Consider the following 18,959-nt stretch of genomic DNA (forward strand, 5'->3'; position numbering starts at 1 on the left):
TACTAGAGTCCCAGGAATGTCGGAAATCGTGTCACCGCAGGTCAAGCTCATCGCGTGGACTCAGTTCCAGGCCCCCGAAGAGGTGCCCTGGTCGACCGACGCCGACGGTGGCCAGGCGCTCGCCGAGTTCGCCGGACGGGCCTGCTACCAGTCGTGGAAGAAGCCGAACCCGGCCACCGCGACCAACGCCGGTTACCTCGCGCACATCCTCGAGGTCGGCCACCTCTCCGTGCTGGAGCACGGGAGCGTGACGTTCTACTTCACCGGGGTGTCCCGGTCGTTCACCCACGAGCTGATCCGGCACCGGCACTTCTCGTACTCGCAGCTCTCGCAGCGGTACGTGCCGGAGCGCGACGCCGCCGTGGTGGAGCCGGCCGTGATCGCCGAGGACGCCGAACTGCACAAGCGGTTCGTCGAGGCGACCGAGGCGAGCGTACGGGCGTACAACGAGTTGCTGGAGGGGCTGGAGCAGCGGTTCGCCGACGTGACGAACCCGACCCTGCGGCGCAAGCAGGCCCGGCAGGCGGCCCGCGCGGTGCTCCCGAACGCCACCGAGACCCGGATCGTGGTCAGCGGCAACTACCGGGCCTGGCGGCACTTCGTGTCGATGCGGGCCACCGAGCACGCGGATGTCGAGATCCGTGAGCTGGCCGTGGAGTGCCTGCGCCAGCTCCAGCAGGTGGCGCCGAACGTGTTCGCCGACTTCACCGTCAGCACCCTCCCGGACGGCACCGAGGTGGCCACCAGCCCGTACGCCGAGCAGTCCTGAGCACTTCCCCGGCGGCCGGGCGGTGGGCGTCCGATAGGTTAGCGGTATGACGCACGACCACCCTGCCGCCGCCGACCGGGCGGTATCCCGTCCCTTCGGGCGACTGCTCACGGCCATGGTCACGCCGTTCACCGCGGACGGCTCGCTGGACCTCGACGGCGCGGCCCGCCTCGCCACCTATTTGGTGGACGAGCAGGCCAACGACGCCCTTGTGATCAGCGGCACCACCGGCGAGTCGCCCACGACCACCGACGCGGAAAAGGAACGCCTGCTCCGGGCGGTGGTGGAGGCGGTCGGTGACCGCGCCCGGGTGGTGGCCGGGGTCGGCACCAACGACACCCGGCACACGATCGAGCTGGCCGCCTCTGCGGAGAAGGCCGGCGCCCACGGGCTCCTCGTGGTGACGCCCTACTACAACAAGCCGCCGCAGGCCGGTCTGCTGCGGCACTTCACCGCGGTTGCCGACGCGTCCAGCCTGCCGATCATGCTCTACGACATCCCGCACCGCGCCGGAGTGCCGATCGACTCCGAGACGCTGGTACGGCTGGCCGAGCACGAGCGGATCGTCGGGGTGAAGGACGCCAAGGGCGACCTGTTCGCCACCTCCTGGGTGACCAGCCGTACCGACCTGGCGTACTACTCCGGCGAGGACGCGCTCACGCTGCCCTTCCTGTCGATCGGCGCGGTCGGCCTGGTCGGCACCTCCACGCACTTCACCGGTGCGCTCAGCAAGCAGTTGATCGAGGCGTACGAGCGGGGCGAGCACGACACCGCCCTGCTCCTGCACCGGCGGCTGCTGCCGTTGTTCACCGGAATCTTCCGTACCCAGGGCACGATCCTGGTCAAGGCCGGCCTCGCGGCGTCGGGTCTGCCCGCCGGTCCGGTCCGTCCCCCACTGGTCGACGCGACCGAGGCCGAGGTCGCCCAGTTGCGCGTCGACTGCGCCGACGCGGGTCTGGAGTTGCCGGCATGAGTGGGTCAATCAGTAAGGTCGGCGGCATGGGCAAGCTGAACAGTAGGACGACGGCACCGACCGATCGCGGCGAGGCGGTGGCATGAGCCAGCCGCAGGCGCGCGAGTTGGAACTTCCCCCACCGCTGCCCGTAGGTGGGCTGCGGGTGATACCGCTCGGCGGACTGGGCGCCATCGGGCGCAACATGACCGTCTTCGAGTACGACGGCAAGCTGCTGGTGGTCGACTGCGGGGTCCTCTTCCCCGACGTCGAACAGCCGGGTGTCGACCTGATCCTGCCCGACTTCGCACCGATCCTCGATCGGCTCGAGGACGTGCAGGCGATCGTGTTGACCCACGGGCACGAGGACCACATCGGCGCGGTGCCGTACCTGCTCGCTCACAAACCGGACATTCCGCTGGTCGGTTCGCAGTTCACCCTCGCACTGGTCGAGGCGAAGCTCGCCGAGCGGCGGATCGAGCCGTACACGCTGACCGTGCGGGAGGGCGGGCGGGAGCGGCTGGGTCCGTTCGAGTGCGAGTTCTTCGCCGTCAACCACTCGATCCCGGACGCGCTCGCGGTGGCCATCCGTACCCCGGCCGGTCTGGTGCTGCACACCGGTGACTTCAAGATGGACCAACTTCCGCTGGACGGACGGCTGACCGACCTGGCCGGGTTCGCCCGACTCGGTGCCGAGGGCGTCGACCTGCTCCTCTCCGATTCGACCAACGCGGAGATCCCCGGTTTCGTGACGCCGGAGCGGGAGATCGGCCCGATCCTCGGCTCGATCTTCGGCAAGGCACGCGGCCGGATCATCGTGGCGTCGTTCGCCTCGCACGTGCACCGGGTGCAGCAGGTGCTCGACGCGGCCACCGAATACAACCGCAAGGTGGCCCTGATCGGCCGGTCGATGGTGCGCAACATGGGCATCGCCCGCGACCTCGGGCTGCTCCAGATCCCGCCGGGCCTGGTGGTCGGGCTGGACGAGGCGACCACCCTTCCGCCGAACCAGATCGTCTTCATGTCGACCGGGTCGCAGGGCGAGCCGATGAGCGCGCTCGGCCGGATGGCCACCGGCGACCACCGGCACATCACCGTGGCGGCCGGCGACACCGTCGTGCTGGCCAGTTCCCTGGTGCCGGGCAACGAGACCTCGGTCTACCGCGTGATCAACCGGCTGTCCCGGGCCGGTGCGACCGTCATCCACAAGGACGTCGCGAAGGTGCACGTCTCCGGCCACGCACCCGCCGGTGAGCTGCTCTACCTGCTCAACGTCGTACGGCCGAGCAACCTGTTGCCGGTGCACGGCGAGTGGCGGCACCTGCGGGCGCACGCCCGGCTGGGCATCGAGTCCGGTGTCGCCGCCGACCGGGTGGTGATCGCCGAGGACGGCGACGTGGTCGACCTGGTCGAGGGCAGGGCAACGCTCGTCGGTCACGTGCAGAGCCGGTACGTCTACGTCGACGGTCTCGCCGTCGGCGACGTGGGTGAGTCCCTGCTCACCGAGCGGCGGATGCTCGGCGACGGCGGTTTCATCGCCGCGACCGTGGTGGTCGACTCGGTGACCGGCAAGGTCGTCGGCGGACCCACCGTCTCGGCGAAGGGCTTCTCCGACGACCCGGACGCTTTCAACCCGGTGATCCCGCTGATCACCGAGGCACTGAGCCGGGCCGCCACCGAGGGCATCACCGATCCGCACCAGCTCCAGCAGATCGTCCGCCGTACGGTCGGCCGCTGGGTGAACGACGCGTACCGCCGCCGGCCGATGATCGTGCCGAACGTGGTCGAGGTCTGACGGAAGTCGAACGATCCGGGGTGGCGTGGCACGGTTGCCGCGTCACCCCGGATCTTTTGCGCCAGCGGCTCGCCGGGCCCGGTTGCCCAGTTCTTTCAGGTAGGCGCGAAGCTCCGCCGGCTCGTGCACCTCGAACTCGCAGCCGAGCTTCGCCGCGCCGCCATCGACTGGTGATTCCACGCCGGGCTCACCCGCCGGCTAGGCGACGGTGGCGGGTTTCGGAGCCTGACGACGGGTGGCCGCGCCCCACAGTCGTGCCTCGGCCATCAGCCCCGCCATGGCGTCATCCTTTGCTGCGCCGTACCGTGCCCGACTGTCCGGGTTCAACTCTGCCGCCCGCATTTTTGCCGCCTCGTATCGGTGGGCAGCATCAGTGTCGGCCGCGATGAAGTTACGGAAGAGCCGGTTCTCGTCCGGCACTGGCGACGTCATTCCGAATACGTGCAGGTGGTGGGTCCGCCTCCCGGCGGTGTCCTTGCAGAAGAACAAGTGCTCGCCGTCGTCGGCGAACACCAGCGGGCGGTAGACGTATCCAAGTCGATCGAGTGCCGTGTGATCGGCGATGACCTCACTGACATCTCGTACGACAGCGAGGATGTCGATGATCGGCTTGGCAGCCAACCCGGGGACGCTGGTAGACCCGATGTGCTCGATGCTCAGCGCAGCGGGCAGCGACTCCGCCAACAGCCCCCGCTCGACCTCGAATTGATCCGGCCACGCCGGGTCGTGGGCCACCACCTCGACTAGGCGTGCGGCGTTCTCCATGTCCCCACGGTAGTGCCATGAACCTGCCACAGCCTGATCACTCGCTCCCGAACCAGCCCGGTACGTCCAGCGGGAACATCTCCGACGGGGTGAGGGTGCGCAGGTCGGCCTCGAACGCCTGGAAACGGTCGGGGCCGAGCACGCTGGCCCAGCGGGCGCGGATCTCGTCGAAGATGCGCGCCGACCGGACGAGGGAGTCGACGCCGCGTTCGGTGAGGCGTACGACCTTGCGTCGGGCGTCGCGTGGGTCGGATTTGCGTACGACGTAACCGAGGCGTTCCAGGCCGTCGAGGGTCTTACCGGCCGCCTGTTTGGAGACGCCGAGCCGGCGGCCGAGTTCGACCGCGGTGGTGCCATCGGGGCCGATCGCCTGGAAGACGAAGCCGTGCATGGGTCGCAGGTCGGGGTGACCCTGCCGGGCAAGCTCGGCGTGCAACTCGTCGATCATGAGCCGAAACCCCTGGAACAGCCGCAGCGCCACCTCGTAACCGGGCATCTCGGGGCTTGTCGAGGCGGGCATCTCAGCCGGCATCTCGGTCCGGTCCTCACTTGACACGATCGACAACCTGGTTAACTATTTCGACAACCACGTTGTCTAATCTAGGGGATCCCACGATGCCTGTCATCCGCCGCGCCGAGAGCCGCCGTACCGAAACTCCGAACGCGATCATGACCACGCTCGCCTCGCCCACCCAGGGCGGCGCCGGCCAGCTCGTCTGGCGGGTCGACATGGGCGCCGGCCAGGCCGGTCCGCTGCACGGCATCGACACCGAGCAGGTCTGGACCGTCCTGACCGGCGCCGCCACCGTCGAACTCGACAACCAGGGGTACGCCATCGAGCCTGGCGACACCCTCGTCATCCCCGCCGACGTTCCGCGCCGGATCACCGCAGCTCCGGACGGCTTCACCGCCGTTGTGGTGGCACCGGTCGGGATGCGGGCGTACCGGCTCGACGCCGGGGTGGTGGCGCGCGACTGTGCCGTACCGGACGGGGACAAGGTCATACCGGCCTGGGTGGTCTGATCCGGCGGTGCCGTGGTCAGACCGAGCGCAGGCGTCGGCGTACCGGTGGGTCGTCTATCCAACCGACAAACCGTGCCTGCGCCCGCTCGGCCGTCAGGTCGTCCAGGTCGGCGGTTGCCTTGTCCCGGAAGTGCCGCATGAACGCGGCGAGCCGCTCCCGGTCGTTGCGGTAAAGGGACCACATGCGTCGACGGAAGACCTGGCACGGCCATTCCTCGCCGTCGTCCCGACAGTGCCAGTCGGCGCCGGGCCGGTGCGGGGCACCGAAGGCAGCGCCCTCGTCGTCGGTCACGTTTCCTCCTGACTCGGTGCTGCTCACACCCGTGCCCCCATCCGATCCGCAAGCGAGGCAAGCAGGGCGGGCGGAGAACCTTTGGTACGCCGGAGAATGCCGGTCATCACGGCGTGCGCGGCCGGACGGGAGCGGATCTCCATCGGCGCGAGATGTTCCGCCTCGCCCAGCACCTCCCCAGCCCGATCGAGTTTTCCGGTATGGGCGAGCGCGCGGGCGAGGTCGAGCAGGTGCTGCGCCCGGCGCTCGGGCACCAGCGCGGACAGCCGGCCCCGATCGAGCTGGTCGTGGGCCGCGATCGCCTGCCGGCCCTCGCCCAGCTCGACGGCTGCCGCCGCACGATGCAACTCGACGTTGGTGGGGCCGAAACTGGTCCGGTAGTGGTCCACGTCCACACCACCCAGCGCGGTCGCGGCAACCCGAGCCTCCGCGATCAGTTCGCCGACGCTGGTGCTGTCGCGCAGATGTGCTGCTGCCATCGCCCCCTGGAGCAGCAGCGCGCCGTAGACCGACAGCCGGTCCGGGCTGGTGTCGTTGACGTCGCCCGGTGCGAGCCGGTGCGCCATCGCCACGTTCGCCTCGAACGCCGCCCGGGCGTGTCCCATCCCGAGCAACGCGTTGGCGACCCTGGTGGTCGACGTACCGGCGAGCAGGTCGTCACCGCACCGCACGGACGCCCCGAGGGCCCGATCGGCCGCCAGGTGGGCGAGGTCGTACTCACCGAGTTTCCGCAGCGTGGAGGAGGCGACCTGATTGACCTGCGCGAGCAGGCCCGTCGCCTGTTCGGCGGCGTCACCGGTGTGATGGTCGGCGGCGGACTGGGCCGCGCGGAGCAGAGCGGGCAGCGCCGGGGCGAGGACGTCGTACCTGGCGTACTGGAAGCTCGTCCACGCGTGCTCGGTCGCCTGACGCAGCTTGCCCAGGTCCGGCCAGCGCGGATGGCTGAGTCGCGACGCCAGCGCCGACCTACCCAACGCGTCGCGCAACGCGCCGATCTCGCAATGATCCGCATACGCACGTGGCGGGCGGGCATCCGGACTGCGGCCCAGCAACATCGAAATGTCGATCTCCAGTGCGTCCGCGACCTCGGAGATGGTCGAGAACTTGTCCAGCCGGCGGGCACCCGACTCGACCTTCTCCACCCAACTTTTCGACATTCCGACCCGGTCGGCCAGAACCTGGAGCGTCAGCTTCCGGCGATTGCGCCAGTACGCCACCCGCCGCCCGATGGGCAATTCCTCCATCGTCAGTCGGTGTAATCGGGCCGGGTTCGACCGGACACGCCGACCGCGAAGGTTTCCGACGGCCCGAGGTGCGACCGGGCCGGCCACCGCCCACCGTTGCGGGCCCGCTGCCGACTTTCGCGTACGGGTGGCAGATCGGTCGTCATCTCGCGCGGGGCGGGGGTGACCTGCTCGAATGCGCTTGGCTCCTGATCGTCCTCATGCATGAGGGGGCTCCTCTCTTGAGTGGAAGGGGCCGCTCCGGTGGTCGTGGGGGAGACGACGGGGCGGCCCCACAGTTCCGCCCGGGTCATTGCCGTAACTCCGAGCGGTCCCGCTGATGACACTCTGCTGTGGATACCGCTACGTTCGGAACGCAGATCCACCTAACAGGGAGCTGGCGGCACAGGTGTTGCCCATCGAGCCGGGCCGGCTGAGAAATCCGGGAAGGAACGAGGAACGCGTGGGAATTTCACCTTCTGAATACCTGCTGCGCGAACTACGCCGCCGACGCAAGGCCGCCGGCCTCACGCAGATCGAGCTGGGTAAGAGAACCTTCTGTTCGGACACGGTGATCTCCGGTATCGAGACCGGCACCAAGCCCGTGACCGTGGAGCACCTGGAATTGGTCGACACGGCGCTGGAAACCGGCGGCTATTTCGAGACCCTCTGGGAGGAGATGGTCAAGGACGATGCCGCACCTGTGTGGTTGCGCGAGTGGATCGAGATTGAACGGGCCGCCGCCTCACTGCTGTGGTTCGAGCCGGCGTGGATTCCCGGCCTCCTGCAAACCGAGGCGTACGCGCGGGCGACCCTGGCCGGGGAGTCGCTGACTTCCGAAGAGTTGGACCGACTGGTCGCGTCGCGGATTGGTCGGCAGGCCGTGCTCACACAGGAGCGACCGCCTCTGCTCGTTGCAGTCTTCGACCAAGCCGTCATCCAGCGGCTTTCTGTCCAGACCAACCCGCTCATGACGGAGCAAATCGACTATCTGGTGACCTGCGCGGAGATGCCGAACGTCCAGGTGCACGTAGTGCCCGGCAACGTCGGAATGTATCCGGGGTTCGGTGGGCCGTTCATCATCGCCGAGACGCGGGAGGGCGCGCGGGTGGCGCACGCGGACAGTCAGCTGCCGGCGCAGATCACGGACAAGCCCACCGTGATTGCTACGCTCGCTAGTAGGTGGGAGCGGATCCGGAACTATGCGCTCCCGGGTGACCAATCCCTCGATTTGATCAAGAAAGCGGCGACATCATGGACGTGACCGGCGCGCGGTGGCGGAAGAGCACGCGCAGTGGGAACAACGGTGGGTCCTGTGTGGAGGTTGCCGACAACCTTCCGGGGCGGGTGCTGGTCCGGGACACCAAGGATCGTGACGGCGGCACGCTGAGCTTCGCCCCGGACGCGTGGCGCGCCTTCGTCAGCCTCGCCAAGCAACACTGACTAACTTCACCCATCGCCCTCCGTGCCCGAGCTGGCCCGGAGGGCGATGTCATGTCCCGCCGTACCGCCCCTCCTGGTGACATCGGCCGTTGATCATGAAGTTAGCGACCGGAATCAGCCAAATCCCGTCGCTAATTTCATGATCAACCTTTGAGGTGGGGGCCTTTCGTTGCCGATGGTTCGAGGAACTCGACGCGTACGGATGCCACGCACTGTTCCTTGTCGGCGTGGAAGCGTACGACGTGGGGTTGGCGCTCGTGTGCGTCGAACGCTTCGCGGTCGCGGTAGACCTCGTAGAAGACTCGGGCCAGCGGCTCGTTTTCGATCCGATGGGTTGCGTAGACGAGGGTGCCGGGCTCGTGGGTCTCGATCAGGGGCAGAGTTTCCGAGGTCAGCCGGTCGAACTCCTTCGCGGCAGCGTCGTCGCGGAGGTCGAACCGAACCACCAGTGCAAACATCCACCCCTCCTCGGGTACGCCGCGTTGATCCGCGCCACCGTACCCGAGGGTGCGGTACCGGGATCCGATCCATCGCCCTCCGTGCGCGGGCGGTGGCACGGAGGGCGAGGAGTCGGGTTACGGGAGTTGGCCGGGGTGGTCGACGATCGCGGTACGCAGTCTGGCGGTGCTCAGGTACAGCGACTCCTTGCCGTCGCGTACCAGCATCATGCGGGTGCCGAGGTAGGCGTACGTTTCCCGGTCGAAGATGACGTCGTGGGTGGCGCCGATGACGCCCGGCGTACGCAGCGCTATCCCGTGCCGACCTGCGGCGTCCTTCACGCCGCCCGGGACCACGATGACACCGGGTACGCGTGCCATCGCCTCGAACAGTGCGCCCATCGACTCCGGTGGCAGGTAACCGTCGAGCAGCCAGGTTGCCGTGGTGAACGCCGTGGTGGGTTCGGCCGCGATGGCCGCCTCGTCCGCACCGGCCGGCAGGTTGAGGTCCGGTGGGTTGTCCCGCAGGTAACGCAGCATCCCGTCGGGATCGGTCGGCAGTCCGGTCAGGTAGCCGGCGGGTCGGGGCGTGCCCTCCCGCGGCGGGACCTCGCGCCAGCCGTCCGGTTCGGACTCGGGCCGCCCGCGCCGCTGCCACTGGTCGCCGTCACCGGCTGTCACCCACTGCTGGATCCGGTTGGTGTGGTAGGGCCCGCTCACCGGCTCCTCACGGTAGGTGCCCAGAAATTCCGTGAAGACGTACTGGTCGGGCCGGGCGGTGAGGGCGGGTTGCAGGCGTGCGGCCAGGGCCGCACCGTGCAGGACCTGCGCCGCGCTCGCCTCGGCCGGCAGGTCGTCCGCCCTGATCACCTGCACCACCAGGATGCCGGCGGCGAGCACCCCGGCCACCCCCGCCGCGACGGCGAGGCGCCAAACGGGTACGCGGGACCGCCGAGCCCCCCGAACGACGGTGTCGGGCGAGGACAGTGCGCCGGACCGTTCGAGGTTTCGCGCCGTGATCTCGTCCTTCAACTCGACGAGCAGCCGCTCCTCGAAGGTGGACCGATCGGACCGGTCGGATCTGGTCGACGTCATGATCGTCTCCTCACGAGAAAGCGGGGTCGGGGTGGGCGAGCAGGAGGCGTACGGTCCGGCGTGCGCGGTGCAGCCGTACCCGGGCGGCGATCGGGGAGATCCCCAACGCCTGGGCGGCCTCGGCGACGGAGAGACCGTCGACGGCGACGAGTTCGAGCAGTGCCCTGGTCTGTTCCGGTAGCCCGCCCAGTGCCTCGTACGTCCGGCGGGCCACCGCCTCGGCGTCGATCCGCTCCTCGATCCGCGCGATGTCGTCGGGGTCCAGCAGTCGCCGCCCGGCGACCCGTCCGCTCGCCTGGTGCTGGCGCAACGACCGCCGCCGCTCGGCGGCGATCACGTTGCGGGCCACCCCGAAGAGCCACCCGAGCGGGCTGCCCCGGTCGGCGCGGTAGCCTGCCGCCGAGTGGATCACCGCGAGGAAGACCTCGGCGGTCAGATCGGCGGCGGTGTGGGGGTCGTCGACCCTCCGGGCGACGAACCGGCCGACGATGTCGATGTGCGCCCGGTAGAAGATCTCGAACGCCGACGGATCGTGCCCGATCGTGGTCAGGTCGCCCTCCTGCGTGCCGGAGTCGTTCACAAGTCCGTCCTCCTGCTTGCCGTTGCACCCCTTCCTTGGCTCGGCGCGCGTGTGGCGTTACATCGTCGCTCGAAGGTGCTGGTCAGGCGGTCAGGGTCCGGTGCAGGCGGTAGCGTTTGACGCTCACCTGCCGCACGCCCTCCATGGTCCGGACGCGGTCCCACAGCGGCCCCTTCGAGATGGCGTTGCCGTTGGCCGCCAGGGCTTCCAGGTGTGCCTCGGGGCTCGTCCACTCGGCGTAGTTCAACACGTGGGTGCCGTCGTCGCTGATGTGGAAGAAGGCTCCGATGCCACCGGCGGGCAGGTTCCCGTCCGCGTCGAGCGCCTCGAACACCGCGTCGATCCAGACCCGGGAGCGTTCGAGGCTGTCGGTGTCGACGCGTACCGCCACCACCGCGCCCGTGACCCGGCCGTCGTCGGCCCGGTTGCCCCGGTAGATCCGGTACCGGGCCAGGTCACGCCGCTCGATGCCGGGCACGGCGGCGTCGATCCGGTCGACCCGGGTCGCCCGACCATCGCCGGTGAACCGCTCGAACGCGGCCTCGTCCGTCCATTGCGAGTAGTGCCGGACCAACTCGCCGTCGGTGTCCAGGTAGATCGAGTACGACAGCAGTCCGGCCGGCCAGGGGGCGTCCTGCCAGGCGGCGACGATCGCGTCCGCCGCCGCTCGCTGCCGGTCGGGCGTGCCGAGTACCCACTCGCTCGACAGGGCAACACCCACATCGGTACGGGTGAGATCAGGAAGCTGTTCGGTGACGCGCATGGTCGACTCCTTCGGAGGTGTGCGGTATGGAGTCGACGCTAGAACCCCAACAAACGTTGAGGTCAACAGTTCCGCCGTGCAGATCCTGAATCTCACGCGTCGGGTCGGTGGTCGGGCGACCCCGGTCAGGTCGGGCAACCGGCGATGACCTCGTCGCCCGTCCCCATCAGGATCCAGCCGGTGATGGCGGACAGCAGGCACACGCTGACGACGATCGCCCGTACACGGTGGCCGAACGCCCAGATGACGGCGTCGATGAGGCCGGTGATCCTGCCCCGCGAGACGAACATCAGGAACACGGCCAGGGCGAGGCCGAGTAGCGCCGCCGGCATCATGAGGAGATAACCGACCGAGTGTTGGAGTGCGGCGACGTCGCACCGAGACAGCGACGTCGCGGACCGGGCGGGCTGTTCCGACGTACGGACCAGGTTCACCGCCCCGCAGCCGTCTCCCGGAATTCTTCCGCTGATCCGGTCCGGGCTGCCCTCGGTGAACGTGGCGTCGAGCGAGACCATGCCGTAGTCGGGTGGTTGGTTCGTCCACTCGTGCGGACTCAGTACGAGTCGCGGCGGTGAATAGCTCCCGCGCATCTCGAAGGATCCGTCCGCCACACCGGGATTGCGGGAAACCGGGTAGAAGTGGAACGTGGCCGTCACCGCACCACTGCCGTTGTCGGACACGGTGAGCGTCAGTCCGGTCGGCCCCTGCTGGCAGACGTACTCGCCCTCCCAGGTGCCGGCCACTTCGGAGTCCCCGGCCGACGCGGGTGCCGCCACGGCGGGCGACTGCGCGACGACGAGAGCGGCGAACCCCGCCGCCAACATCAGACCCACCAACCGTACGGGGAGCGGGCAGCGCCGAAGCCTTCTCGGACGCGCGCCGATCGACGGGATCGAAGACATGATCTGCTCCCGTATCTGCTTCCGGAATTGTGGGTGGAGGGCATTTGGCGAGCCCAGTATGTGTTCGGGTGCGAGTCGCCCGTCCCGGTCGCACGGTCAGTGATTCGCGCCGATGTATAAACGGCTGTGGATGATCGTTCGTCCGACATCACTGGACGAGGGCGGGGCACACGCTTGGTGCACACGTTCCGGTATGTACGGGCAGTCCCGCCGTACCGGATGGGACCCGGCTGCCGGTCGTTGGAACCGGCGGGCCTCACCCGTCGAGCCGTGGACCTTCCGGTTGTGGTCGGTGACACACTGTGCCGATGATGGTGACTGCCCTGCGGCGATCGGTGACATTCAGCCGCGCCACGATCGGCGCTCTACTGGCGCTGCTCCTGCTCGGATTCACCGTCTTCTACGGGCTGCGTGAGGCCGGATCACCCGGAGGCGGGGGTCCGACCGTGAGCGGCTACCTCGAAGCGTCCACTCTCAGCGGCAAGGCACAGATCACCGTCGGGGTCTATGTCGACCGGCCACTGTTGGGCTACCGGGAATCGACGGGGGAACTGACCGGATTCGACGTTGAGATCGCCAGATATCTGGCGCACTCGCTCGGTTTCGCGGACGACCAGATCGTGTTCTCGCCGGTGACTCCCGAGGAGCGGGCCATCGCCCTGGCTACGGGCAAGGTCGACCTGGTCGTGGCGGAGTTCGCCATCACCGAGGAGCGCCAGAAGGCGGTACGGTTCGCCGGCCCCTACCTGTTCGCCACCCAGGAGGCGCTGGTGCCCAGCGCCCTCGCGGACGACGTACGCGAACTCGGGGACCTGCGGGGACGGCGGGTCTGCGTGACCGGCGGCTCGACCAGCGAGTCGCAACTGCAACGTCTCGACATACCCGTTGCGACCCGCGGCACCACCCAGAGCTGTGTCGACGGGTTGACGAACGGTCAGTTCGACGCCTTCGTCGCCTCCAGCGTCCTGCTCGCCAGCGTCCGGTACGGGTCGGAGGACAAACTCAGCCTGGTCGACCTGCCGCTGGACACCACCGAACTGCTCGGCATCGGCCTGCCCCTCGGGGACATCCATCTCCAGGCCCTGATCGAGCACTTCCTACAGTCCAGCTACCTGAAACGGCAGAACAGCCCCTGGCAGGTCGCGTACGACCGGACCCTCGGCCGCGCCGGCCTGGTGGCCACCCAGCCATCCGTCATGTCCAGCGTCAACCTGTATGACGACCTCGACCCGCAGGCGCTGGCCGGCAGCCGATCGCCGCACCGGGTGCCCCGGCACGCCTCGGTGCCCCCGGCCCGGCAGAGCACCCGCCGCCGGTCCCGGCTGCCCCGGCAACGCCGAGCGGTTCCCCGGCAACGCCGGACCGTGCTCCGGCTGGTTCCGCGCGACCGGGCGACCCGACCGACACCGGGCCACCCGCCCACGGACAGCCGACCGGGTGGTACGCCGACACGCGGCTTCGACTGGCAGGGCCCGTGGCCGCTGATCGTCGGTATCCCCGTGACGGTCTCCGCCCTGCACGTGTGGATCCAGAGCGGCGGCAACATGCAGCTCACCCTGCTGATGTTGCAGAACATCAACCCGGTCAGCTTCTTCACCACGATGGTCTTCGCCGCGCTCTGGCAACTCGCCATGGTGCCGGTGCTGATCCTGGCGGTGGGCAGCCTGATCCTGCGCAGCGCCGACGGCCCGGCCGACGAGGAGGCCCTGGCCGCCCGGTACGCCTTCGCCCGGTGGACCCGTCGCATCCCGAGCTACGTACGCTGGATCAGCTTCGCGCTCGCCGCGATCAGTTGGCCGGTGATGTACCTGGCCTGGTGCGCGCTCGCCCTGCACAGCGTCGCGTTGGGTCCGACCCGCGAGGACCGGCCGGGCCGGCACCGGGTGCTCGTGTCCGGCGCGGCGGTGGTGGCGCTGATCCTGCTCGCCCCCACGCTCATCTCCGCCCTGCTGCTCGGCGAGGCGTTCCCGGTCGTGGTCCTCGCCGCCCCGCTGCTACTGCTCGCGTTCGGTGTCGGACGGCCGATCCAGCGTACGGCCGTGCCCCTGTTCGCCCGGGGTGCGGCCCTGCTCGCACTCGCGCTGGCAGTGATCGGTCTGCACGGCATCGTCACCACACCGATTCTGCCGTTGAGCGTGGTCGCCGTCGCCCAGCCCGGCCAGGACGCACAGGAGCGCCTGGTCGGCGGGCACATCCTGGGGGTCGACGAGCGGTACACGATGGTCCTGCCGAAGCGGGGCGGCATCGAGATGCTCGGCAACGACCAGATCCGGTCGCAGCTCACCTGCCTCCGGGTCGAACCGGAGCGGTACGACCTCACCCTGCTCACCGTGTACCTGGACCAGTCCCTGCTGGACCGGCTCGCCCGCGACCAGCGGCCGGCTCTGACCTCCGACCCCGGCTGCCGCCCGGTGCTCCGCTGACCGACACCCGCCCGTCGTGCACGAGGACCGGTCCCGTGACCGGCCGGCTCCTATCCTGATCGCATGGACCTGGAGTTCAGGGGCGAGATGTGGTTCTGGAAGGGCCCGTCGCCGTGGCACTTCGTCACCGTGCCGGAGCAGGAGTGCGGTGCGCTGGAGGCGGCGTCCGCGATGGTGACGTACGGCTGGGGCATGATCCCGGTCTCGGCGCGGATCGGCGCGACCGGCTGGCGGACGTCGCTGTTCCCCAAGGACGGGCGTTACCTCGTCCCGATCAAGGCGTGGGTACGCAAGGCCGAAGCGATTGACCTGGGCGACGTGGTGACCGTACGTCTCACCGTCGACGTCTGAGCCGGGTCCCGCCGGGGTACGAAGCTGACCCACCCGTCATTGCCCGATAGGGTCCGAGCGGTTCGGTGTGTCCAGGGAAGGGATCGGGGTCTTGCACCTGCACGTGGGATGCGCGATGTGGAGTCTCAAGTCATGGCAGGGGCGCGTCCTGCCGCATCCACTTCCGTCCCACGAGCGCCTGCGGCACTACGCGAGCTGGTGCAACGCGGTCGAGGGGAACACCACCTTCTACGCGACTCCGGCCAGGGACACCGTGGTCACCTGGGCGCAGCAGACCGAACCCGACTTCCGGTTCGTACTCAAGCTGCCGAAACCCATCACGCACGAACGGCGCCTGACCGACGTCGACGAACCGCTCCGGATCTTCCTGGACGCGATCGAGCCACTCGGTCCGCGTACCCACGCGCTGTGGATCCAGTTGCCGGGATCGTTCGGTCCCACCGAGGTCCCCACCCTCGCCAGTTTCCTGCGCCGGCTTCCCGAGACCCACCGGTACGCCGTCGAGGTCCGCCATCCCGCGTTCTTCGACGACCCCCGTTCGGCGCGGACGCTCGAAGGGGTGCTCGCCGAGACGGCCACGGAATGGATCCCGTTCGACACCACCGCCTTCTTCCGCAGCCCCCCGACCAGCGACGCGGAACGGGACGCGTGGACGAAGAAGCCGCGGTTGCCGCTGCGTACCCACGCGCTGACCGACCGGCCGATCGTCCGTTACCTGGGCCGGGACGCCGAGGTGCGGACGGTCGAGGGGTGGCAGCCCTGGGTCGGGATCGTCTCCGGTTGGCTGCGCGAGGGGCGCTCGCCGACCATGTTCATCCACACCCCGGACAACGCCGACGCGCCCCTGCTCGCCCGCCGCTTCCACGACGAGGTACGGGCGCGGGTACCCGAACTCGCGGCGCTTCCCGAGCCGATCCCGGCCGAGCCGCTGACCCTCTTCTGACCGCGCCCGAGGGCACCGTCACCTCCGGTCGGCGCAGGCGACACAGGTACGGGCCGAGGGGCGTACGGCAAGCCGCTCGGCGGGAATCGGACGCGCGCACCCCTCGCACACGCCGTACGTGCCGGCGTCGAGCCGTTGCAACGCGACGTCGAGTTCGGCGATCTGCCGGCGGGCCGCGTCCAGTACGGCGGTGAGCTGGGCCCGTTCGAAAGCGATCGTGGACCCCTCGGGGTCGTGCTCGTCATCGGCGTTGGACGACCGCGATGCCTCGAACAGGCCGCGCAGATCCCCGTCCAGCGCTGCAACCTGGGCCTCGGCCTGCTGACGTAGTCGCAGCAGTGCCACACGGATCGGTGCGTTTTCCCTGCTCATGGCGCTTCCATCAGTCGAGCGTACGACGTGGCAGATGGGTGACCGCCGCGTGCACCGTGATGCCGATCGCACTTCCGACCAGTACCGCGACGAGTGCCGCCCACCCCGTCCCGAGGGAACCCGTGAGCAGCGCCTCGACACCCTGACCGGTGGGGAGTCCGACGGCCGCACCCGCTCCGAGCGCCCACCAGCGGTGCCGTACGCCCTCCAGGTGGGCAAGGCCGACCGGCGACAGGATCGGGACGAGTAGAAGCGTCACCGGCGACGAGGGCACCCACAGGACGAGTACAACTCCGCTGAGGGCGCCGAATACGAAAACCGCGAGGCTGTGGGCGAGCATCAGATGCGGGTCGACCGGGTCGTCACCCATGTCCGGCAGGCGTCGCCAGATTCGTCGCCAGTTCTCGGCGAAGGTCCTATCGTCGAGCGTTCCGGGGACCAGCGGAGTCGTTGCGGACCTGGCCGTGTCCGTCGTGGCCTCCGGCTCGGAAGGCGTCGCTGGCGAGGGCATAGCTTCCATTGACCCACGGAGGGTCAACCCCGGCCGAGTGCGCAACGTCGAAGACGGAACGCGACGGGTTCGGCACATAGAGTGCTGCGCATGGCATCCACCGGCAGCGCCGTGGTGGTCGGCGGGAGCATGGGCGGGCTGCTCGCGGCCCGCGCGCTCAGTGAGACGTACGCCAGGGTCGTGCTGATCGACCGGGACCGGTTGCCGGTCCAGCCGGCGAACCGGCGCGGGGTGCCGCAGGGCCGGCAGTTGCACGTCCTGCTGGCCCGTGGTCGGGAGGCGTTCGACGAGCTGTTCCCCGGCCTGACCGAGGAACTGCACTCGCGCAGCGCGCCGCTGGTCGACCTGCACGGGCAGGTGAACTGGTACAACGACGGTTACCTGATGCGCCGGAAACCGTCCTCCCTGCACGCGGTCGGCATCGGACGGCCACTGCTGGAACATGCCGTACGGGCACGGGTGGCGGCACTGCCGGGCGTCGAGTTTCTCGCCACGACCGAGGTGCTCGGCATCACCGCCACCCCGGACCACAGCCGGATCACCGGCGTACGGGTGCTGCCGCACGGGGCCGGGGAGGACGAGGCGTACACGATCGACGCCGACCTGGTGGTGGACGCCGGCGGACGCGCCTCCCGTACGCCGGTCTGGTTGGCGGGGCTCGGCTACCCGCCCCCGGCCGAAGACCAGGTACGCGTCGACGTCACCTATGTGACGCGTACCTACCGGCGGGAGCCGCACCACATCGACGGGCTGCTGGGGGTGCTGACGAACGCCGTACCGGGCAAGCCACGGTCGGCGATCATCGCGGTCCGGGAGGACAACCAGTTCGCGGTCGCCTTCGCCGGCATGCTCGGCGAGGAGCCGCCCACCGACGACGAGGGTCTGGCCACGTACGCCGGGCAGCTCGTCGCACCGGAGTTCGCCGAGGTGCTCCGGACCGCCACCCCGACGGGCGAACCGGTCAAGATGCGTTTCCCGGCGAGCATCCGCAGACGGTACGAGCACCTGCGCCGGTTCCCCGACGGCTACCTGGTGGTCGCCGACGCCGTGTGCAGCTTCAACCCGATCTACGGCCAGGGCATGACCGTGGCGAGCCTGGAGGCGCTGCTGCTGCGCCAACTGCTCACCGGTGGCACGGACGACCTGGCCCGGCGGTTCTTCCGGGGCGCCGCCCGGCTGATCGACGCGCCCTGGTCGATCGCGGTCGGCACCGACCTGCGGTTCCCGGAGGTGGTCGGTCCCCGTACGGCGAAGGTGCGGTTCGTGAACGCGTACGTCCACCGGCTGCACCGGGCGGCCACCACCGACCCCGTACTCGGTGCCGCCTTCCTCCGGGTCCTGAACCTGATCGACCCGCCGACCAGCCTGCTGGCTCCGGGCATCGTGCTGCGGGTGCTACGCGGCGCGCTGCGGAGCCAACCATCGACCCGTTACGGAAGGATCACCGGAGGGTCCTTGGGGCAGATCTCGCCGTAGCCGGACGGTTCTCCGTTGTTGTAGTACGCGTCCTTGCACCAGTACGGCTCGGCCTGCGCCGGGGCCGGGGCGACGGTCACCGCCGCGAACGCGACCACCGTCGCGGCCAGCGTCCGCAGGATCGTTCGGGCTGCTGTGCTGCCAAACATTGTCGGTCTCTCCTCTGTAGGTGTGTTGCCGGAAAAAGTCGATACCTCGATCGGGCCGCGCCGGAAATGTGCTCCTGAGTGCGCGTACCCAGGATTCGGCGGGCGTGGCTGCGTAGCCTGGCCTGCGGAGGCGTACATGGGGTATCGGTTGTTGACCACGGTGATCCTGGTGGTGCATTTCGGCTTTCTGGCCTACCTGCTGCTCGGCGGGTTCGTGGCCTGGCACTGGCGCTGGACGATCTGGCCGCACCTGGCCGCCGCGGTCTGGGGGGTGACGGTCGTCGCGGGCAAGCTGGTCTGCCCGCTGACCTACGCCGAGCACTGGTCGAGACGCCGGGCCGGCGAGTCCGGCGCCGCGACCACCCAGGGCTTCATCGACCGGTACGTCGAAGGCGTGATCTTCCCCGAACGGCTCACCGCCCTGGCCCAGGTCCTGCTCGCCGTTACGGTGTTCGCCTCCTGGACCGGGTTCTTCCTCCGCGGCCGACGCGTCCAGCGACCCTCGCTGCGCGCCTAGCGACCCGACCGTCGTGGCCGGATGCCGCGATGAGAGTCCTGCCACGTCACTCTCCCCCCGGAGCGGTGAACTCGTTGCCCAACCATGGCGTGCGGACCTGGCACGGAACCTTGCGAGCGCCTTGAATCAGCCGGTCAGCGGGGGGATGGACGGAACGGGGATGACGGGTCGCACCACG

25 protein-coding genes are annotated in these 18,959 nt (G+C 69.2%); 11 read left to right on the top strand and 14 right to left on the bottom strand.

Annotated features, from left to right (window positions below; all coding sequences use genetic code 11):
• The first annotated feature begins 16 nt into the window (after positions 1 to 16).
• From thyX to ACWEFB_RS14475, 3 genes are all read left to right on the top strand, one after another.
• A complete protein-coding gene (gene thyX, locus ACWEFB_RS14465) occupies positions 17 to 769 on the top strand; it encodes an FAD-dependent thymidylate synthase (protein WP_452285550.1) in 753 nt (250 codons plus the stop codon).
• Between the two features lie 46 nt (positions 770 to 815).
• A complete protein-coding gene (gene dapA / locus ACWEFB_RS14470) occupies positions 816 to 1,742 on the top strand; it encodes a 4-hydroxy-tetrahydrodipicolinate synthase (RefSeq protein WP_452285552.1) in 927 nt (308 codons plus the stop codon).
• Positions 1,743 to 1,824: 82 nt separating this feature from the next.
• Positions 1,825 to 3,516 (top strand): ribonuclease J, encoded by a 1,692-nt coding sequence (locus ACWEFB_RS14475; RefSeq protein WP_326560322.1) that lies wholly within the window; start codon positions 1,825 to 1,827, stop codon positions 3,514 to 3,516.
• Positions 3,517 to 3,558: 42 nt separating this feature from the next.
• Here the strand turns inward: ACWEFB_RS14475 and ACWEFB_RS14480 are convergent, their stop codons facing one another.
• From ACWEFB_RS14480 to ACWEFB_RS14490, 3 genes are read right to left on the bottom strand one after another with little or no spacing between them, the layout of a single operon-like run.
• Positions 3,559 to 3,696: a hypothetical protein gene (locus ACWEFB_RS14480; RefSeq protein WP_452285554.1), complete on the bottom strand. Its 138-nt coding sequence runs from the start codon at positions 3,694 to 3,696 to the stop codon at positions 3,559 to 3,561.
• A gap of 18 nt (positions 3,697 to 3,714) precedes the next feature.
• Positions 3,715 to 4,281 (bottom strand): GrpB family protein, encoded by a 567-nt coding sequence (locus ACWEFB_RS14485; protein ID WP_452285556.1) that lies wholly within the window; start codon positions 4,279 to 4,281, stop codon positions 3,715 to 3,717.
• Between the two features lie 37 nt (positions 4,282 to 4,318).
• Complete coding sequence (locus tag ACWEFB_RS14490; protein WP_452285558.1) at positions 4,319 to 4,801, bottom strand: MarR family winged helix-turn-helix transcriptional regulator; 483 nt, start codon at positions 4,799 to 4,801, stop codon at positions 4,319 to 4,321.
• Positions 4,802 to 4,896: 95 nt separating this feature from the next.
• Between ACWEFB_RS14490 and ACWEFB_RS14495 the strand changes: the two genes are divergently transcribed.
• Complete coding sequence (locus ACWEFB_RS14495) at positions 4,897 to 5,304, top strand: cupin domain-containing protein (RefSeq protein WP_452285560.1); 408 nt, start codon at positions 4,897 to 4,899, stop codon at positions 5,302 to 5,304.
• Between the two features lie 16 nt (positions 5,305 to 5,320).
• Here ACWEFB_RS14495 and ACWEFB_RS14500 read toward each other — a convergent pair whose 3' ends face one another.
• Genes ACWEFB_RS14500 through ACWEFB_RS14510 form a run of 3 tightly spaced genes read right to left on the bottom strand, consistent with a single transcriptional unit; the run spans position 5,321 to position 7,046 of the window.
• Positions 5,321 to 5,596 (bottom strand): hypothetical protein, encoded by a 276-nt coding sequence (locus tag ACWEFB_RS14500; protein WP_452285562.1) that lies wholly within the window; start codon positions 5,594 to 5,596, stop codon positions 5,321 to 5,323.
• 23 nt (positions 5,597 to 5,619) lie between these two features.
• Positions 5,620 to 6,840 (bottom strand): helix-turn-helix domain-containing protein, encoded by a 1,221-nt coding sequence (locus tag ACWEFB_RS14505; RefSeq protein ID WP_452285564.1) that lies wholly within the window; start codon positions 6,838 to 6,840, stop codon positions 5,620 to 5,622.
• 2 nt (positions 6,841 to 6,842) lie between these two features.
• Complete coding sequence (locus ACWEFB_RS14510; protein WP_452285566.1) at positions 6,843 to 7,046, bottom strand: hypothetical protein; 204 nt, start codon at positions 7,044 to 7,046, stop codon at positions 6,843 to 6,845.
• Positions 7,047 to 7,228: 182 nt separating this feature from the next.
• Between ACWEFB_RS14510 and ACWEFB_RS14515 the strand changes: the two genes are divergently transcribed.
• The gene (locus tag ACWEFB_RS14515; protein ID WP_452285568.1) at positions 7,229 to 8,083 is read left to right on the top strand and encodes a helix-turn-helix domain-containing protein; all 855 of its coding nucleotides are present in this window, start codon (positions 7,229 to 7,231) and stop codon (positions 8,081 to 8,083) included.
• On the top strand, positions 8,080 to 8,262 hold the full coding sequence (locus ACWEFB_RS14520; RefSeq protein ID WP_452285667.1) for a DUF397 domain-containing protein: 183 nt from the start codon (positions 8,080 to 8,082) through the stop codon (positions 8,260 to 8,262). The genes ACWEFB_RS14515 and ACWEFB_RS14520 overlap by 4 nt, the downstream gene beginning before the upstream one ends.
• Positions 8,263 to 8,405: 143 nt before the next feature.
• Here the strand turns inward: ACWEFB_RS14520 and ACWEFB_RS14525 are convergent, their stop codons facing one another.
• The 5 genes from ACWEFB_RS14525 to ACWEFB_RS14545 form a co-directional block, all read right to left on the bottom strand.
• Positions 8,406 to 8,720: a putative quinol monooxygenase gene (locus tag ACWEFB_RS14525; RefSeq protein WP_452285570.1), complete on the bottom strand. Its 315-nt coding sequence runs from the start codon at positions 8,718 to 8,720 to the stop codon at positions 8,406 to 8,408.
• A gap of 117 nt (positions 8,721 to 8,837) precedes the next feature.
• A complete protein-coding gene (locus tag ACWEFB_RS14530; RefSeq protein WP_452285572.1) occupies positions 8,838 to 9,794 on the bottom strand; it encodes a CU044_5270 family protein in 957 nt (318 codons plus the stop codon).
• Between the two features lie 10 nt (positions 9,795 to 9,804).
• The gene (locus ACWEFB_RS14535; RefSeq protein WP_452285574.1) at positions 9,805 to 10,374 is read right to left on the bottom strand and encodes an RNA polymerase sigma factor; all 570 of its coding nucleotides are present in this window, start codon (positions 10,372 to 10,374) and stop codon (positions 9,805 to 9,807) included.
• 82 nt (positions 10,375 to 10,456) lie between these two features.
• The gene (locus ACWEFB_RS14540; protein WP_452285576.1) at positions 10,457 to 11,137 is read right to left on the bottom strand and encodes a hypothetical protein; all 681 of its coding nucleotides are present in this window, start codon (positions 11,135 to 11,137) and stop codon (positions 10,457 to 10,459) included.
• 125 nt (positions 11,138 to 11,262) lie between these two features.
• The gene (locus tag ACWEFB_RS14545) at positions 11,263 to 11,961 is read right to left on the bottom strand and encodes a hypothetical protein (RefSeq protein ID WP_452285578.1); all 699 of its coding nucleotides are present in this window, start codon (positions 11,959 to 11,961) and stop codon (positions 11,263 to 11,265) included.
• A 386-nt stretch (positions 11,962 to 12,347) separates the two neighbouring features.
• On the opposite strand from ACWEFB_RS14545, the gene ACWEFB_RS14550 reads away from it, so the two are divergent.
• The 3 genes from ACWEFB_RS14550 (at position 12,348) to ACWEFB_RS14560 (ending at position 15,756) form a co-directional block, all read left to right on the top strand.
• Entirely contained in the window at positions 12,348 to 14,462 is a 2,115-nt protein-coding gene (locus ACWEFB_RS14550; RefSeq protein ID WP_452285580.1) for a transporter substrate-binding domain-containing protein, read from the top strand.
• A gap of 63 nt (positions 14,463 to 14,525) precedes the next feature.
• Positions 14,526 to 14,813, top strand: a complete 288-nt coding sequence (locus ACWEFB_RS14555) for a DUF1905 domain-containing protein (RefSeq protein ID WP_452285582.1) — start codon at positions 14,526 to 14,528, stop codon at positions 14,811 to 14,813.
• 115 nt (positions 14,814 to 14,928) lie between these two features.
• Complete coding sequence (locus tag ACWEFB_RS14560; protein ID WP_452285584.1) at positions 14,929 to 15,756, top strand: DUF72 domain-containing protein; 828 nt, start codon at positions 14,929 to 14,931, stop codon at positions 15,754 to 15,756.
• A gap of 18 nt (positions 15,757 to 15,774) precedes the next feature.
• On the opposite strand, the gene ACWEFB_RS14565 is transcribed toward ACWEFB_RS14560, so the two are convergent.
• Together ACWEFB_RS14565 and ACWEFB_RS14570 are read right to left on the bottom strand one after the other, a co-directional pair.
• Positions 15,775 to 16,128 carry a TraR/DksA family transcriptional regulator gene (locus ACWEFB_RS14565; protein WP_452285586.1) on the bottom strand — a complete coding sequence of 118 codons (354 nt, stop codon included), beginning with the start codon at positions 16,126 to 16,128 and terminating at the stop codon, positions 15,775 to 15,777.
• Positions 16,129 to 16,138: 10 nt separating this feature from the next.
• The gene (locus ACWEFB_RS14570; RefSeq protein WP_452285588.1) at positions 16,139 to 16,498 is read right to left on the bottom strand and encodes a hypothetical protein; all 360 of its coding nucleotides are present in this window, start codon (positions 16,496 to 16,498) and stop codon (positions 16,139 to 16,141) included.
• Between the two features lie 231 nt (positions 16,499 to 16,729).
• Between ACWEFB_RS14570 and ACWEFB_RS14575 the strand changes: the two genes are divergently transcribed.
• A complete protein-coding gene (locus ACWEFB_RS14575; RefSeq protein WP_452285590.1) occupies positions 16,730 to 18,115 on the top strand; it encodes an FAD-dependent oxidoreductase in 1,386 nt (461 codons plus the stop codon).
• Here ACWEFB_RS14575 and ACWEFB_RS14580 read toward each other — a convergent pair.
• Positions 18,070 to 18,264 (bottom strand): hypothetical protein, encoded by a 195-nt coding sequence (locus tag ACWEFB_RS14580; protein WP_452285592.1) that lies wholly within the window; start codon positions 18,262 to 18,264, stop codon positions 18,070 to 18,072. The genes ACWEFB_RS14575 and ACWEFB_RS14580 overlap by 46 nt on opposite strands.
• A gap of 136 nt (positions 18,265 to 18,400) precedes the next feature.
• Between ACWEFB_RS14580 and ACWEFB_RS14585 the strand changes: the two genes are divergently transcribed.
• Complete coding sequence (locus ACWEFB_RS14585) at positions 18,401 to 18,781, top strand: DUF2784 domain-containing protein (RefSeq protein WP_452285594.1); 381 nt, start codon at positions 18,401 to 18,403, stop codon at positions 18,779 to 18,781.
• Positions 18,782 to 18,959: the final 178 nt, after the last annotated feature.

Source organism: Micromonospora sp. NPDC004704, from assembly GCF_053601675.1.